General features: G+C 41.1%; 15 protein-coding genes. 1 reads left to right on the top strand and 14 read right to left on the bottom strand.

Features of this window, described 5'->3' with window-relative positions:
- Positions 1-67: 67 nt before the first annotated feature.
- On the bottom strand, positions 68-1,000 hold the full coding sequence (gene mdh / locus HC000_RS02930) for a malate dehydrogenase (protein WP_011329303.1): 933 nt from the start codon (positions 998-1,000) through the stop codon (positions 68-70).
- A 226-nt stretch (positions 1,001-1,226) separates the two neighbouring features.
- Between mdh and argR the strand changes: the two genes are divergently transcribed.
- On the top strand, positions 1,227-1,694 hold the full coding sequence (gene argR / locus HC000_RS02925) for a transcriptional regulator ArgR (protein ID WP_041454781.1): 468 nt from the start codon (positions 1,227-1,229) through the stop codon (positions 1,692-1,694).
- Positions 1,695-1,709: 15 nt separating this feature from the next.
- Here the strand turns inward: argR and HC000_RS02920 are convergent, their stop codons facing one another.
- From HC000_RS02920 to trmJ, 13 genes are all read right to left on the bottom strand, one after another.
- Positions 1,710-2,609, bottom strand: a complete 900-nt coding sequence (locus tag HC000_RS02920; protein WP_011329305.1) for a Dyp-type peroxidase — start codon at positions 2,607-2,609, stop codon at positions 1,710-1,712.
- 50 nt (positions 2,610-2,659) lie between these two features.
- On the bottom strand, positions 2,660-3,709 hold the full coding sequence (locus HC000_RS02915) for an ABC transporter ATP-binding protein (RefSeq protein WP_086997672.1): 1,050 nt from the start codon (positions 3,707-3,709) through the stop codon (positions 2,660-2,662).
- Positions 3,710-5,341 carry an iron ABC transporter permease gene (locus HC000_RS02910; RefSeq protein WP_011329307.1) on the bottom strand — a complete coding sequence of 544 codons (1,632 nt, stop codon included), beginning with the start codon at positions 5,339-5,341 and terminating at the stop codon, positions 3,710-3,712.
- A complete protein-coding gene (locus HC000_RS02905) occupies positions 5,342-6,346 on the bottom strand; it encodes a Fe(3+) ABC transporter substrate-binding protein (RefSeq protein ID WP_011329308.1) in 1,005 nt (334 codons plus the stop codon).
- Positions 6,347-7,073: 727 nt separating this feature from the next.
- Positions 7,074-8,501 (bottom strand): NAD-dependent succinate-semialdehyde dehydrogenase, encoded by a 1,428-nt coding sequence (locus tag HC000_RS02900; RefSeq protein ID WP_179806925.1) that lies wholly within the window; start codon positions 8,499-8,501, stop codon positions 7,074-7,076.
- 169 nt (positions 8,502-8,670) lie between these two features.
- A complete protein-coding gene (gene fdx, locus HC000_RS02895; protein ID WP_011329311.1) occupies positions 8,671-9,009 on the bottom strand; it encodes an ISC system 2Fe-2S type ferredoxin in 339 nt (112 codons plus the stop codon).
- A gap of 11 nt (positions 9,010-9,020) precedes the next feature.
- Positions 9,021-10,883 (bottom strand): Fe-S protein assembly chaperone HscA, encoded by a 1,863-nt coding sequence (hscA, locus tag HC000_RS02890; RefSeq protein WP_011329312.1) that lies wholly within the window; start codon positions 10,881-10,883, stop codon positions 9,021-9,023.
- A 52-nt stretch (positions 10,884-10,935) separates the two neighbouring features.
- The gene (hscB, locus tag HC000_RS02885; RefSeq protein ID WP_041454584.1) at positions 10,936-11,463 is read right to left on the bottom strand and encodes a co-chaperone HscB; all 528 of its coding nucleotides are present in this window, start codon (positions 11,461-11,463) and stop codon (positions 10,936-10,938) included.
- Positions 11,464-11,575: 112 nt separating this feature from the next.
- Entirely contained in the window at positions 11,576-11,899 is a 324-nt protein-coding gene (gene iscA, locus HC000_RS02880; RefSeq protein ID WP_011329314.1) for an iron-sulfur cluster assembly protein IscA, read from the bottom strand.
- Between the two features lie 9 nt (positions 11,900-11,908).
- Entirely contained in the window at positions 11,909-12,292 is a 384-nt protein-coding gene (iscU, locus tag HC000_RS02875; protein ID WP_011329315.1) for a Fe-S cluster assembly scaffold IscU, read from the bottom strand.
- Between the two features lie 43 nt (positions 12,293-12,335).
- Positions 12,336-13,553, bottom strand: a complete 1,218-nt coding sequence (locus HC000_RS02870; protein WP_011329316.1) for an IscS subfamily cysteine desulfurase — start codon at positions 13,551-13,553, stop codon at positions 12,336-12,338.
- A gap of 24 nt (positions 13,554-13,577) precedes the next feature.
- Positions 13,578-14,069: a Fe-S cluster assembly transcriptional regulator IscR gene (gene iscR / locus HC000_RS02865; RefSeq protein WP_011329317.1), complete on the bottom strand. Its 492-nt coding sequence runs from the start codon at positions 14,067-14,069 to the stop codon at positions 13,578-13,580.
- 207 nt (positions 14,070-14,276) lie between these two features.
- The gene (gene trmJ / locus HC000_RS02860) at positions 14,277-15,002 is read right to left on the bottom strand and encodes a tRNA (cytosine(32)/uridine(32)-2'-O)-methyltransferase TrmJ (RefSeq protein ID WP_011329318.1); all 726 of its coding nucleotides are present in this window, start codon (positions 15,000-15,002) and stop codon (positions 14,277-14,279) included.
- Positions 15,003-15,077: the final 75 nt, after the last annotated feature.

Below are 15,077 nucleotides of genomic sequence, written 5' to 3'. Positions count from 1 at the left end.
GTTAGCTAAATTCCGAGCAATAAAAAAGCCTGCAAACGCAGGCTTTTTTGTCACTTGATTTTGGCTATTACGCCATGAAATCAACACCTTCTTTGATGTCTTTTTTCAGTGTTTCAAGCATGTCATTTTTTGCTTTTGTTTCAAATGCGCTTAGTTCGCCGTAAGAAAGAATTTCTTCTACGCCGTTTTTACCTAAACGTACTGGGTGTGCAAAGTACTCCGCATCGCCATTTTCAACAGCAACGTACGCGTAATCTACAACGTCTTCACCTTGTAGGCCTTTAACTAAAGACATACAAAAACGAGCTGCTGCTGCACCCATTGATAAAGTAGCTGAACCGCCACCCGCTTTAGCATTTACAACTTCAGTACCCGCATTTTGGATACGTGGAGTAAGTGCTGCAACTTCTTCATCTGTAAAGCTCACGCCTTCAACTTGAGAAAGTAGAGGTAAAATAGTAGTACCTGAGTGGCCACCGATTACAGGAACTTTAACAGTTGCTACGTCTACGCCTTTAAGTTCAGCAACAAATGCTTCTGAACGAATAACGTCAAGCGTAGTAATACCGAATACGCGTTTAGCGTCGTAAGTACCAGCTTTTTTAAATACTTCAGCAACAATTGGTACAGTGCCGTTTACTGGGTTAGTAATAATACCTACTAACGCTTTAGGACAACTTGCAACTATGCCTTCTGCTAACGTTTTGATGATGCCAGCATTTACATTAAATAAATCTGCACGATCCATACCTGGCTTACGTGGCATGCCAGCAGGAATAAGTACGATATCAGCATCTTTAAGCGCTTCATTTAACGCATCAGCGCCAAAGCCAGCTACTTTAACCGCTGTAGGGATATGAGATAGATCAACCGCAACACCTGGAACTACTGGTGCAACATCATATAGTGATAATTCAGAACCAGCTGGTAAGCCTGTTTTTAATAATAAAGACAACGCTTGACCGATACCGCCTGCAGCACCTAATACAGCAACTTTCATTGGAATTCTCCGTGATTTGAGGTAGGAAATATTTATGGCTCTAAGATAAAGAAATTAGCGACTAAAAACAAATTTATCCTGCCTATTTTCGTAATATTTTAGACCATAGTTGTAAAAACATTTGGCCTGAATACAGTAAACTGGCAAGTTAAATAAACAACTGCTGCATAATTATTCGTTTTTGTGTAGAATTTGCGGCATGGATAATAAAAAGCAAATAAAAACTATGCAACCACAAGACAAACAGGAAGCGTTAGTAAAAGCATTTAAAGCGCTTTTAAAAGAAGAAAACTTTGGTTCTCAAGGCGATATAGTAGATTCGTTAAAAGAGCAAGGTTTTGACAATATAAGCCAAAGTAAAGTGTCGCGCATGCTTAGTAAGTTTGGCGCGGTACGAACGCGCAATGCCAAACAAGAAATGGTGTATTGCTTGCCAGCAGAAATGGGCGTACCCACAGCAAAAAGCCCGCTGCGCCAGCTTGTTATTGATATAATGCATAACGAAATGATGATTATTATCCGTACCAGTCCAGGCGCGGCTCAGCTTATTGCGCGTTTACTTGACTCATTAGGTAAAGCCGATGGCGTGTTAGGTACTATAGCTGGCGACGACACTATTTTTATTGCCCCAGCTAAAATATCTGAAATAGACTTAACCCTAGAGCGGGTACGTATTTTATTTGATACGGTTTAGTATTTAAAACATGCGTTATAACTGTTTTAAAAACCCAACTGACGGTGCAAAAAACGCAGACCCCATATCGGCTTGAGTAAAATCAAGCCAATGATCATAGCACTCCCCCTCACCTAAACGACTTTTTAATACCTGTTCAAATGCGGTTCCACTGGCCGAGCAAGTAATTGACAGCATTCCTTGCTCGTAAACATCGCCATAAGGCATGCCTTGATTAAGTAATATTGGCTGGCCTTGCTCATCTTTTAATTCACTGCGTTGTGCATGGCTGGTTTCAAGCGCTGGGGCTATAAGAGTGTTGTCTAAGCGAGTGCGGCCTATTATTTGCTCTTGCTCATCTAGCGATAGATGCTGCCATACGCTTAGATCGTGCTTATAACGTTGCACATGAATATAACTGCCTTGATCCTCAAAGCTACCTGGTTTATTTATTAACGCCGTTGCCCGCTTTTGTCGGCCATGCGGCATTTTGCCACCATAAATAAAACCATTGAAATCGCGACCATCTAAAAATCTAAAATTACGAATTTGTTCCACCAGCTCTACGTCTGGTGCAAATAACTTTAAAATTTGCAGTGCAAATAAATGATTGACGTCTTCGCGGTCTGAACGTATTTGCACAAACAAATCACACGGCTGCACGCTCATTGCGTGTTCATTATGATTTATATTAGGAAAGCTTTGTAGTTCACTGGGGATATACTCTGGCAAAATATGCGGCCAATACTGTGCACCAATAGCCACCATACAAGAAAGCATAGATTCAGAAAACTGATCGCTAAACTCTTCCTCAATAGCGCTTACTTGCTTGAGCTTTGTACGTAATGACTCATCTTGGCCATCAAACACATTAAAAAATAAATGCAAACCGTGTAAGTTTGCTTCAGCACAAATCCCTGATTGCGCTTGTGCCATTGTTATTCCTTAGCTTATAAATAGATAAACACAGCGAATAACAAATTAATTTATGATTCGAAAAAATTCACCGTGTGGGGTTTTATTTTTATTATAACCTGCTCATTTTGAACAAATGACTGGCCATATTGCGCTGCAACTTCTATTTCTTGTTGTGCAATAACTACAGTGTAAACATAAGCCGAACCAATAAAACGACTGCTTAATATGGTGGCGCGTTCACTATGGCTATCTTTTTTATTGTCGCTCATTAGCTCTATTTGATGAGGACGCACATATATTTTTCCTATATTAGCCTGATGCTGGTGCGCAATAACCGACTCAACTAGGCCAAAAGCGGTTTTATATTCAGTTGCTGTTAACACTTCTGCGCTTAAGTATATGCCCTGACCCAGAAACTCTGCAACCTCCTTTGAGCTTGGTTTAGCAAAAAGCTGTTCTGGGGTGCCCTGTTGAGCTATTTTACCCTGGTGCATAATAGCCAGCGTGTCTGCAAATGCAAAAGCCTCTTCCTTTGAGTGGGTAACAAATACTGCCGACACTTGTTGAGTTTTAATTATGCGGCGAATATCGGCAATTAATTCAAAGCGTACTTGAGTGTCTATATTCGAAAACGGCTCATCAAGTAATAGTAAACTTGGTTTGTAAGCAAGTGCACGCGCAATCGCCACGCGCTGTTGTTGCCCACCCGATAACTGATGCGGATACCTGTCGGCGCAGCCAACTAAATGCACCAGCTTAAGCATTTCATCAACGCGCTGTTGCTTTTGCTCTTTACTCATTTTACTTAAGCCAAAAGCAATATTATGTGCCACGGTTAAATGCGGGAATAACGCATAATCTTGAAACATCATGCCAATATTACGATGCTCTGGCGAGATAAATGTATTGGCGTTACTCACCAGCTTACCATCGATAAACACGCTTCCTTGTTGCGTTTCTATTAGCCCTGCAATTGCTTTTAAGGTGGTGGTTTTACCACAACCACTGGCACCTAACAAACACACTATTTCGTTTTTACCTATGGTTAAATTTAGCTCGTGAATAACCTTAGTACCATTATATTGATAGCTCACGCCTTGTAAAATCAAACTACTCATTTAACTACGTTGCTCCATAGAACGGTTAATAAAATACAGAGGGATAAATCCAACCAGCACAATAAATAATGCCGATATAGAAGCCAGCTCTAATTGCTCATCACTCACATACTGAAACACATGCGTAGCTAAGCTTTCAAAATTAAACGGCCTAAGTAACAAAGCCGTAGGTAGCTCTTTCATGCATTCAATAAACACCAGCAAAGCCGCAGTAAGCAACCCGCGTCTAAGTAGGGGTAAATGCACCAAACGTAACGTATGGCCTTGGCTTTTGCCCATAGATTGGCTAGCCATGTCGAGAGAGGGGCTAATGCGTAAAAAGCTCGACTCAATCGCGCCATGTGCTACTGCGTAAAAACGCACTACATAAGCAAAAATAATGGTAAATACACTGCCAGTGAGTAACAAGCCTATATTTAAGTCGTATGGCTCAAGCACACGGTTTACCGTATTTTCTAACAGCGTAAGCGGTAATAGCACCGCAATAGCCAGTACTGTTCCTGGTAAAGCGTAGCCGGTGCTAGCTAATCGCCCCGGAATAAGTGGATAATTTTGCTTGGCTATACGTTGATAAAACACCACTAATACACTAAGTAACAGCGTTACTACGCTTACTACTATAGCTACCTTTAAACTTTGCCACGCATAGCTAAAAAACTCACTACTCCATGCTTGATCAAAATAAACAATGGCGTACTTTATTAACACAGCGATAGGTATAACAAAGGCAACAATTAAAATCACACTGCAAAATAGCGTTGCCAGCCAAGCCGACTTGCCTTTTAATATATAAAGCGCTTCACTATTTATACCCGACTGACGCTCAAACACCGCTTGATTACGGCGACTAAAGCGCTCCGCCATTAAGGCTAAAAACAATAGTAATAACATCACGCCCGATATTTTAGCTGCAGCGGTTAACGAGTAATAACCAAACCAAGTATCGTATACGGCAGTGGTTAAGGTGCTTACAGCAAAGTAGCTTACTGTGGCAAAGTCAGCCATGGTTTCCATACTAATTAGCGCTAGCGCAGCTACAATTGCGCCGCGCGATAACACTAAGCTCACCCTAAAAAAGCTCTGCCACGACGACAGCCCCATTAACTGGCTAGCCTGTACTAACTTAAAAGACTGCTCACGCAAGGCTGTTTTAAAAATTAAATATAAATAGGGATAAAGCACCAGTGCAAGCATTACAATAGCGCCGGGCAAAGTGCGTATATCAAAAAACCAGTAATCATCCGGCGATTGCCACCCAAACCAGTCTCTGAGAGTATTTTGTACTGGGCCTGCGTAATCAAGCAAGTCGGTATAAACATAGGCAATAATATAGGTAGGCATAGCCAGTGGCAGCATTAACGCCCATTCAAACTGTTTTTTACCCGGGAACTGGCAATAAGCGGTTAGCCAGCCAAGTGGTAAGGCAATAGCACAGCTTAGTACACACACACCTAAAATAAGTAATACGGTATTAGAAATGTAATCCCACAGCACTGTATCCCAAAGATGCGAAAACACCTCTGAGTTACCTTGTAGAGATTCAAATAGCAGAAAAAACAATGGGGTCGACAGTAATAATCCTGTCGACCATGCAAAAAGCTGCCATTTAGACAGCTGAAATTTATAAGTCATTTACAGATCGAATTTCACCTCATCAATTAGCCTTAACGCTAACGGACGATATTTACTAATTTCATCAAGTGGTAAGCTATCTTCTTTAAAGCTTCCCCAAGATGCAACTAAACTTGATAATTCTACGCCTGGCTTAACCGGATATTCCATATTAATTGAAGCGTACATGTTTTGCGCTTTATTGTCGGTCATATACTCTAGGAGTTTCAAGGCATTTTCAGGGTTTTTAGCGTATTTTGTAATAACTGCACCCGACACATTTATATGCGAGCCGCGATTGATTTGGTTCGGAAAGTTAATATTTACCGCTTGTGCCCATTCTTTTTGGGTTTCATCTTGCAGCATTTTACCTAAATAGTAACTATTGCCAAATGCAAGATCGCACAAACCTTCTTTCACTGCTTTTACTTGCGCTCTATCGTTACCTTGTGGTTTACGCGCTAAATTTGCTTTAACTCCCTCAAGCCATACTTTGGTATCTGCTTCACCATGGTGTGCAATCATTGATGCAACTAAACCCAAATTATACGGATGTTTACCAGAGCGAGTACATATTTGCCCTTTATATTTTGGATCGGCCAAATCTTCATAAGTCAGTTCAGGTAGCGCGCCCACACGCTCTTTTGACGAATAAACATTACGTACTCGCTTAGTAAGTGCCACCCACTGGCCGTCGCCATCACGAAATGCCGCAGGCACATTGTTATTAATTGCTTCGCTACTAATAGTTTGCGTTAAATCTAAATCTTCAAGTTGGATTAAGGCGCTAAAATTAGACGTTAATACTAAATCGGCTTTGCTGTGTTTACCTTCGCGCTTAACGCGCTCTATTAAGCCTTTATTAGCAAACACTACATTTGTTTTAATACCAGTTTGTTTGGTAAAGTCATCTAAAATTGGTTTTATTAAAAAAGGCTGTCGAAAAGAATAAATATTAACGGACTCAGTTGCAAAAACGGGTGCCGACACAGCCAAACCAACTACAATTGCGAATACTTTTTTCATATTTCCCACCTGAATAATAACTATTATCAATAATTCTACCGTGCCTTACCCAAAAGTGCACACTTTATATAATCTGATCCTGTTAAAATCGCTAAAATAGAAAACCAACGTAAGACATATCCTACAAACGTGACAGCCAATGATGAAAACACAACATGAAAAACCATAACAAACAAAGTAACCAATTGTTTTAATTAAAGTAAATTATTTTAACTATTACGACTATAGCAATTAATTAGCAACCTATACTTCTTTAAAATATCGTACCGCCTATAATTAACTTAACAACCAAGCAGTGATGCTTAACGAGTAAATGGAAACGGACAACTTACTCGACCAACCAATGATTTAGGTTACTAATACAAAACGGATTTTAGGACAGGCTCTAGGAGAGCAGCACAATGGAATGTCTTAAAGGATAGCATCTGGATGATGCGTAAAGGATAGCAACAAAGGATTTACGTTGTTTTACAGGATGTTGAGGAAATAAAGGATACAGGCAGGAGCGCCTACATTACATAGAACTAAAAAGTAATATTGTAATAACAAGGATTTGTAAGAATTTGGAGTTGATTAAGTTCAATTGCAGGATGCAGAAAATTAGAAGATTCCGCAAGCGCGCCTAGAGATAGAGCGCGCTTTTCTTTGCCTAAAATAAATTGCTCAATGTATTTGTACAGCGCCTTGAAGTTGTTTTACTGCAAGCCGCCAAGAGCATATAAACGGTTTAAATTTTAATACACACGTATTTTTCTTCTAGGTACTCATTTAACCCTTGGTGCCCCCCTTCACGGCCAAGGCCCGATTGCTTAACACCACCAAATGGCGCTACAGGGTTAGAAATAACGCCTTCGTTTACACCAATCATGCCAAACTCAAGACCTTCGCTAATGCGATAAACCTGCTTAATATTTTGGCTGTAAAAATAAGCGGCTAAGCCGTAAGGTACGTCGTTTGCTAGAGTAAGTACTTCGCTTTCATCATCAAAAGGAATAATTGTTAATACTGGACCAAATACTTCTTCATGGTAAATATCCATGTCGGTAGTGACGTTATTTACAATCAACGGGTTTTGAAAGCTGCCACCTAAATCACTGTTATCACCAATCAATACTGCCCCTTTATCTAGTGCGTCTTGTACTAGCTGCTGTACTTTTTCTTTTGCCTTAGGGTAAATAAGCGGGCCGATATCAACATCTGCTGTAAAGCCATTACCGACTTTTAAAGCAGCCACCTTAGGGGGTAGTTTATTTAGTACCGCATCAATAATATTACGCTGAATAAAGATACGGTTTGCAGCAACACAAGCTTGCCCACTATTTCTAAACTTAGCAGCCATTAACCCCTCAATAGCTGCATCGAGGTCTGCATTATCAAAAATAATGAAAGGTGCGTTTCCTCCAAGCTCCATAGAAGTGCGCTTAATAGTACCTGCGCATTGCGCTAATAACTGCTTGCCTACCCCCGTTGATCCGGTAAAAGTAAACTTACGCACTATCTCAGAGTCGGTTAGTATTTTTCCTACTTTTTTAGCATTTTGCGATACTAAGACGTTAAATGCCCCTTTTTCAAACCCTGCTTGATCGGCTAAATAAGCAAGTGCAATAGCGCATAATGGGGTGTGCTCTGAAGGTTTTAATATAAAACTACAACCGGCTGCATAGGCGGGGGCAACTTTACGCGTAATCATAGCAACAGGAAAATTCCATGGCGTGATCCCTGCAACAACTCCTACAGCCTGCTTAAAGCTGGTTAACCTATGGGTGTTGTCGGTAGCAGGTATAACATCGCCATAGCTGCGCTTAGCTTCCTCGGCAAACCATTTTATAAAGCCTGCGCCGTAATCTATTTCGCCCAATGCTTCTTTAAGTGGTTTACCTTGCTCTTTGGTCATTAACTCTGCAAGCGTTTGCTTGTGTTTTATAACTAGCTCATACCAGCGCATCAAGGTTTCGCTTCGCTGCGTAGCATTGGTTGCTTTTAATTTAACAAATGCGCTTTGAGCAGCAACTATTGCATTATTTACACCCTGCTGATCAATATCGCTTACATCAACAATGCTTTTTTCGGTAGCAGGATCATCAACACTAAAGTGTGTGTCTGTTTTATAAAATTCACCATTAATAAACGAGTCAGAAAAAATAAGATTACTCAAAATAAACCTCCAAATTACGTTTAAGGTGTTAGCTTTTAATGCGTGACATAGAGCCAAGGCTAACTTTTTATATAAATCTGCGCGAGGTAAACTCCCGCCTACCCTGCGGTGTACAAACAAAAAAGCCGCTGTATTAAACAGCGGCTTTTATTATATTAATCGTTAAAAGCTAGTGCTCTTCATTAACTATATTAACGTTATACTTAGGTATTTCAACCACTAGGTCTTCATCTCTAATAATAGCTTGGCAACCTAAGCGCGACTCTGGCTCTAAGCCCCATGCTTTATCAAGCATATCGTCTTCTAACTCGTCGCTTTCTTCTAGCGAATCAAAGCCTTCGCGGATCACTAAGTGGCACGTGGTACACGCACATGACTTTTCACATGCGTGAGCAATGCTAATGCCATTTTTAAGGGCAACATCAAGAACCGTTTGACCACTAGGTGCTTCAATTGCAGCGCCATCTGGACACAATTCTGGATGGGGAAGAAAAATAATTTGTGGCATTCTAATCTCTCTTAAATATTGTCTACTGACTGCCCAGTAAGAACTTTTTTAATTGATGCATCCATTCTGCGTGCGGCAAAATCGCTGCTGGCGTTATCCATTTTTTCAATCGCGGTTTTAATCTCGTTTGGTTGCTGCGCATTCTCACGCACTTTTACCAACTCTGCAATTTCAGCTCGTAAATATGCTAGTTGCGCTTCGTCAAGTAAACCACTGTCACTCGCAAGTGATGCCTCTAGTGCTTCAATTACACGTAGTGCTTCTACTTGTTGCTCTTTGAGCATACGCGCTTGCATATCGCCTTTAGCGTTGCTCATTGACTCTTTTAGCATATTAGAGACTTGGTCGTCTGATAAACCAAATGACGGTTTAACTTGAATATCTGCTTGTACGCCTGTCGATTTTTCCATTGCCGATACGCTAAGTAAACCATCGGCGTCTACTTTAAACGTAACCCGAATATGTGCAGCACCCGCAGTCATTGGCGGAATACCTTTTAAACTAAACTTAGCAAGAGAGCGACAATCGTCTACCAATTCGCGCTCACCTTGTAGTACGTGCAACGACATGGCTGTTTGGCCATCTTTAAAAGTAGTAAACTCTTGGGCACGTGCTACTGGAATAGTGGTATTACGTGGAATAATTTTTTCCACCAAGCCACCCATAGTTTCAAGACCTAGCGATAGTGGTAATACATCAAGTAACAACATATCTGAATCAGGTTTATTACCTATTAACACGTCTGCTTGCAACGCAGCGCCTAGCGCTACAACGCGATCGGGATCAATTGACGTTAATGCTTCTTTATTAAAAAACTCACTAACTTGGCTGCGTACTAATGGCATGCGAGTAGAGCCACCCACCATAATTACTTGCAGCACTTCTTCGTTCTCAATACCAGCATCTTTTACAGCACGGCGACAAGAACGAAGCGTTTTTTTAACGAGTGGTATCGCAAGCTCGTCAAGTTTTTCGCGGGTCACTTCAACCATGTGCTTCTCATCATCAAACTCAAGCCCAACATTAACAGTTGAGTATTGGCTTAATGCTTCTTTACAGGCTTTAGCTTTATTAATAAATAAGCGCAGTACCGCTGGAGATAAAGTGGTTACACCCGTTTGCTGCTTTAAGTAATCAACAATCAGTGAGTCAAAGTCATCGCCGCCTAGGCTTGAATCGCCACCGGTAGCTAATACTTCAAATACACCTTGGTGCAAGCGCAAAATTGATATATCGAAGGTGCCACCGCCTAAATCGTAAACAGCAATAATACCTTCTTGACCCGAGTCTAAACCATAAGCAACAGCGGCTGCCGTTGGCTCGTTTAATAATCGCAGTACGTTAATACCTGCAAGTTCAGCGGCATCTTTTGTACTTTGACGCTGAGCGTCATCAAAGTATGCCGGTACAGTAATAACTGCACCTAATATTTCTTGATTACCAAAGCTTTGTTCTGCACGGGCTTTTAATGCAGCTAAAATATGGCTAGATGCTTTAACTGGGCTGATTTTTCCAGCAGCTGTTTCTATGGCAAGTGCACCATCGTGCTGACAAAATTGATACGGTAGTTGCCCATAGCTTTGTTCTATTTCTGCTTGGGTTTTACCTAAAAAGCGCTTAACTGAAATTAGCGTATTAACGGGATCTTGCGTTGCTGATTTTACAGCTTCGCTGCCTACAGTGATCCCACCCGCCTGATAGCGCACTACCGAAGGAAGCATTGCTTCACCTAAGTCATCTGTTAAGGTGCGTGCTTCGCCACTTTGTACCGTGGCTACCAATGAGTTAGTTGTACCTAGGTCAATACCTATGGCTAGTTTATGTTCATGTGGTGCCGCGCTCTGCCCCGGCTCAGCAATTTGCAATAATGCCATAATATTTTTTAAACTCGCTTTACCTTGCTTTATAAATTAGCAAGTTAGGTGATTAGTCATCAAATAAACTGTCTTCAATACGCTCTAGTTCGTCACGTAGTTTATAAACAAATTTTAGTTTACGAACATTATCTGCAGCAGCTTGGTATTGCTGCTCGTCGTTACTTGCTAATTGCTGTGCAAGTTGTGCACTGTATTGTTCGTTAAGTTGCTTGATTTGCTTTTCAAAATTAGCGATTGCAGTGTCAGGATCGCTCGCTGACGTTAGCTCTTCTAACTCTTCGCGAAGTTCCATTTGCTGCATTAAAAATGCCGGATCTTGCAAGGTTTGTTGCTCAGCACGAATATCGACACCCAACTCACTTAACATATATTCGGCACGCTTTACTGGGTGCTTTAATATTTGTAGTGCGTCGTTAATTTCTGCGGCGCTTTGCACGGCCATTAATTTATCGCGACTGCTGGCGTTGGCATGGCGATCGGGGTGCACTGCACGCTGTAGCTCTAAGTAGTGCTTGTTAACTATTACTAAATCAATATTGTAGTCAACTGGTATTGCAAATAACTCAAAATAGCGCATAACTTCAACCAATAATATTCAGAAATTAATTTCAAAAATAACAAAGCCCTACGTTTATTGGCAGGGCTTGTTTTATACCCAAGTAACTTAGGTATTCAAAACACGTTTAAATTTAAACGGTAAAGCTTTCGCCACAACCACACTCGTCAGCTTGATTAGGGTTAGTAAATTTAAACCCTTCATTCAAGCCTTCTTTAGTGTAATCGAGCTGCGTGCCGTCAATGTAAACTAAGCTTTTAGCATCAACAATTAAGGTAACGCCTTTTGCTACAAATGTTTCGTCGTCGTCGTTTAGCTCGTCAACAAACTCAAGTACATAGGCAAGACCTGAACAGCCCGTCGTTTTAATGCCAACGCGCAGGCCTAAACCTTTACCGCGATTTGCTAAAAATGATTGTACGCGGTTTGCTGCCGCATCTGTCAATGTCACTGCCATGGAACTCTCTTACTTCGCTTGTTTACTTTTATAGTTTGCAATTGCTGCTTGAATTGCATCTTCGGCTAAAATTGAACAGTGAATTTTCACTGGTGGTAACTCTAGCTCTGCACTTATATCAGTATTTTTAATAGTCGCTGCTTGCTCTAGTGTTTTGCCTTTAACCCACTCTGTTACCAGTGAAGATGAAGCAATTGCACTACCACAACCATACGTTTTAAATTTTGCATCTTCGATAATACCATCGGCAGATACTTTAATTTGTAACTTCATTACGTCACCACATGCTGGTGCGCCTACCATACCCGTTGCCACTGACGGATCATTTTTGTCTAAAACACCTACGTTACGTGGGTTTTCTACGTGGTCGATTACTTTATCACTGTAAGCCATAATTCTATCCTCACTACCTGCTAGGTATGTACTCGCACTATTATTAGTGGTGAGCCCATTCAACTGAATCTAAATCAATACCTTCTTGATGCATCTCCCAAAGTGGAGACATTTCACGTAGGCGACCGATAGAGTTTTTCATTAACTCAACGGTGTAATCAATCTCTTCTTCGGTGGTAAAACGACCAATACTAAAACGAATTGAGCTATGTGCTAATTCGTCGTTACGGCCAAGTGCACGTAAAACATAAGAAGGCTCTAAGCTTGCTGACGTACAGGCTGAACCTGACGATACTGCAATGTCTTTTACTGCCATTAGTAACGACTCACCTTCAACAAAGTTAAAGCTGATATTTACAATGCCTGGTACTGATTGGTCTTGTGTACCGTTAAAGTACACTTCTTCCATATCACTCATAATACCGTCAATTAAGCGCTTACGTAGGGCGCTTATATGTGCATGGTCTTTTTCGAAATCTTGCTTAGCAACTCTAAACGCTGTACCCATACCCACTAACTGATGCGTAGCAAGTGTGCCAGAGCGCATACCACGTTCGTGGCCGCCACCGTGCATTTGTGCTTCTAAACGAGCGCGCGGTTTACGACGAACGTAAAGTGCACCAACACCTTTAGGACCATATACTTTGTGGCCTGAGAACGACATAAAATCAACTTTAAGCTGTTGTACGTCAATTAATACTTTACCTGCGCTTTGTGCTGCATCTACGTGGAACATAATTTTACGTTCGCGACACATTTCGCCAATTGTAGCGATATCTTGAATTACACCTAGCTCGTTATTAACATGCATGATGCTTACAAGTACGGTGTCGTCACGCATAGTGTCGGCAAGTTTTTGTAAATCAAGTAGGCCGTTTTCTTCAACGTCCATATAGGTTACTTCAAAACCTTGACGCTCAAGCTCACGACACGTGTCGATTACAGCTTTGTGCTCAGTTTTAGCGGTAATAATATGCTTACCTTTCTTTTTGTAAAACTGTGCTGCGCCTTTTATTGCTAGGTTATTTGATTCAGTTGCACCCGAAGTGAAAACAATTTCACGTGGGTCTGCATTAATTAAATCAGCAACATCGGTACGTGCTTGATCAACCACTTCTTCAGCTTGCCAACCAAACCTATGTGAACGTGACGCAGGATTACCAAAATTACCGTCCATTGTCAGGCATTGCATCATTTCTTTGGCAACACGTTCGTCAACAGGCGTGGTTGCTGCGTAATCTAAATAAATCGGTAACTTCATTTCTCTCTCCGCTGCAGGTCAACCTTAAAGTTGACAGCTTACTTGAATATTTTCCAACTGCTTAATTGCATCATTAACACTGTTATCTTGGCGTAATGCGATTTCTTTCACATCAGATTTCTCTACCAATTCAGCAAGGGTAATATTATCTAAAAATTCTTCTATTCGTGCGCTTAATTCTGACCACAAATTGTGAGTTAAACAGCGCATACCACTTTGGCAACCTATATCACTTTTTTGGCAACGTGTTGCATCAACTGACTCATCTACTGCATTTATCACATCACCAACAGAAATAGCGTCCGCTTTACGCCCCAATAAATAACCACCGCCAGGGCCGCGAACAGAGCTTACCAAACCGTTTTTACGTAAACGGGCAAACAACTGTTCAAGGTAAGACAAAGAAATTTCTTGTCGCTGTGAAATATCAGCAAGGGCAACAGGACCTACACCTGTGTGCAGTGCAACATCCAGCATAGCTGTAACGGCATACCTGCCTTTTGATGTTAACTTCATAACGCCCTCCGCACAAAAGAGTGCAAATTTTAATTACCAGAGTAAATTAGTCAAGTATTAAAACTTAAAACCAGTTCTTAGCTAAACACGTAATACCTGAGTGTTTTACTCAAGTATTACGTCCTATTGTAATTACCTGAGTAATTTAGTCAAGTATTAGCGCGTTATTTAATCGTAGCTTGTTATAACTAATTGCTATAACCATTATTATTTAGGTATCGACTTATTTATAGAGGTTAAAATACCACGTAAAATGTTCATTTCAGCATCTTCAGGGCGAGCACGATTAAACATACGACGTAACTTGGTCATAACCATGCCTGGGTGCTGCTTAATGATAAACCCAGTATTAAACAGTGTCTCTTCAAGATGCCCGTAAAATAACTCAGTTTGTTTTGAGCTAGGGTAAACGGTGTCATCTTCTTCGGCTATTTTAGGTTGCTGATTTAAAAACGCCATTCGCGTTTCGTAGCATAATGTCTGCACTGCCATAGCTAAATTAAGCGAGCTGTACTCTGGATTTGCCGGAATACATACATGATAATTGCAAAGCTGTAATTCATCGTTGCTCAAGCCGCTATTTTCACGACCAAACACCAAAGCTACCGGGCCATTCACAGCTTCGCTTACTAGCTTTTCACCACATTCACGTGGCTCAACCATAGGCCAAGATAGTGTGCGAGAGCGTGCACTCGTGCCAATAGTTAACGCGCAATCGGCAATTGCATCTGCAACAGTATCAACAATCACAGCATTACCTAAAACATCACTTGCTCCAGCGGCTAATGCACTGGCATGACTGTCGATTTCACACGCTGGGTCGACTAAATAAAGCTTTGATAAGCCCATGGTTTTCATGGCGCGAGCCGCCGAGCCAATATTACCTGAGTGTGATGTGTTAACTAAAACAACGCGAATATCATCTAAGATCATTGCTGTGCTACTTTGTTTGCTGCAAAAAATTGCGCAAATTCTACCATGTAATTAAAAACACGGCTACGATAAGCG

Origin of the sequence: Pseudoalteromonas sp. MIP2626, assembly GCF_013414205.1 — a bacterium.
Lineage (GTDB): Bacteria > Pseudomonadota > Gammaproteobacteria > Enterobacterales > Alteromonadaceae > Pseudoalteromonas > Pseudoalteromonas nigrifaciens.
The sequence above is the reverse complement of the archived record's forward strand: the minus strand, read 5'-3'. Positions and strand labels throughout refer to the sequence as shown.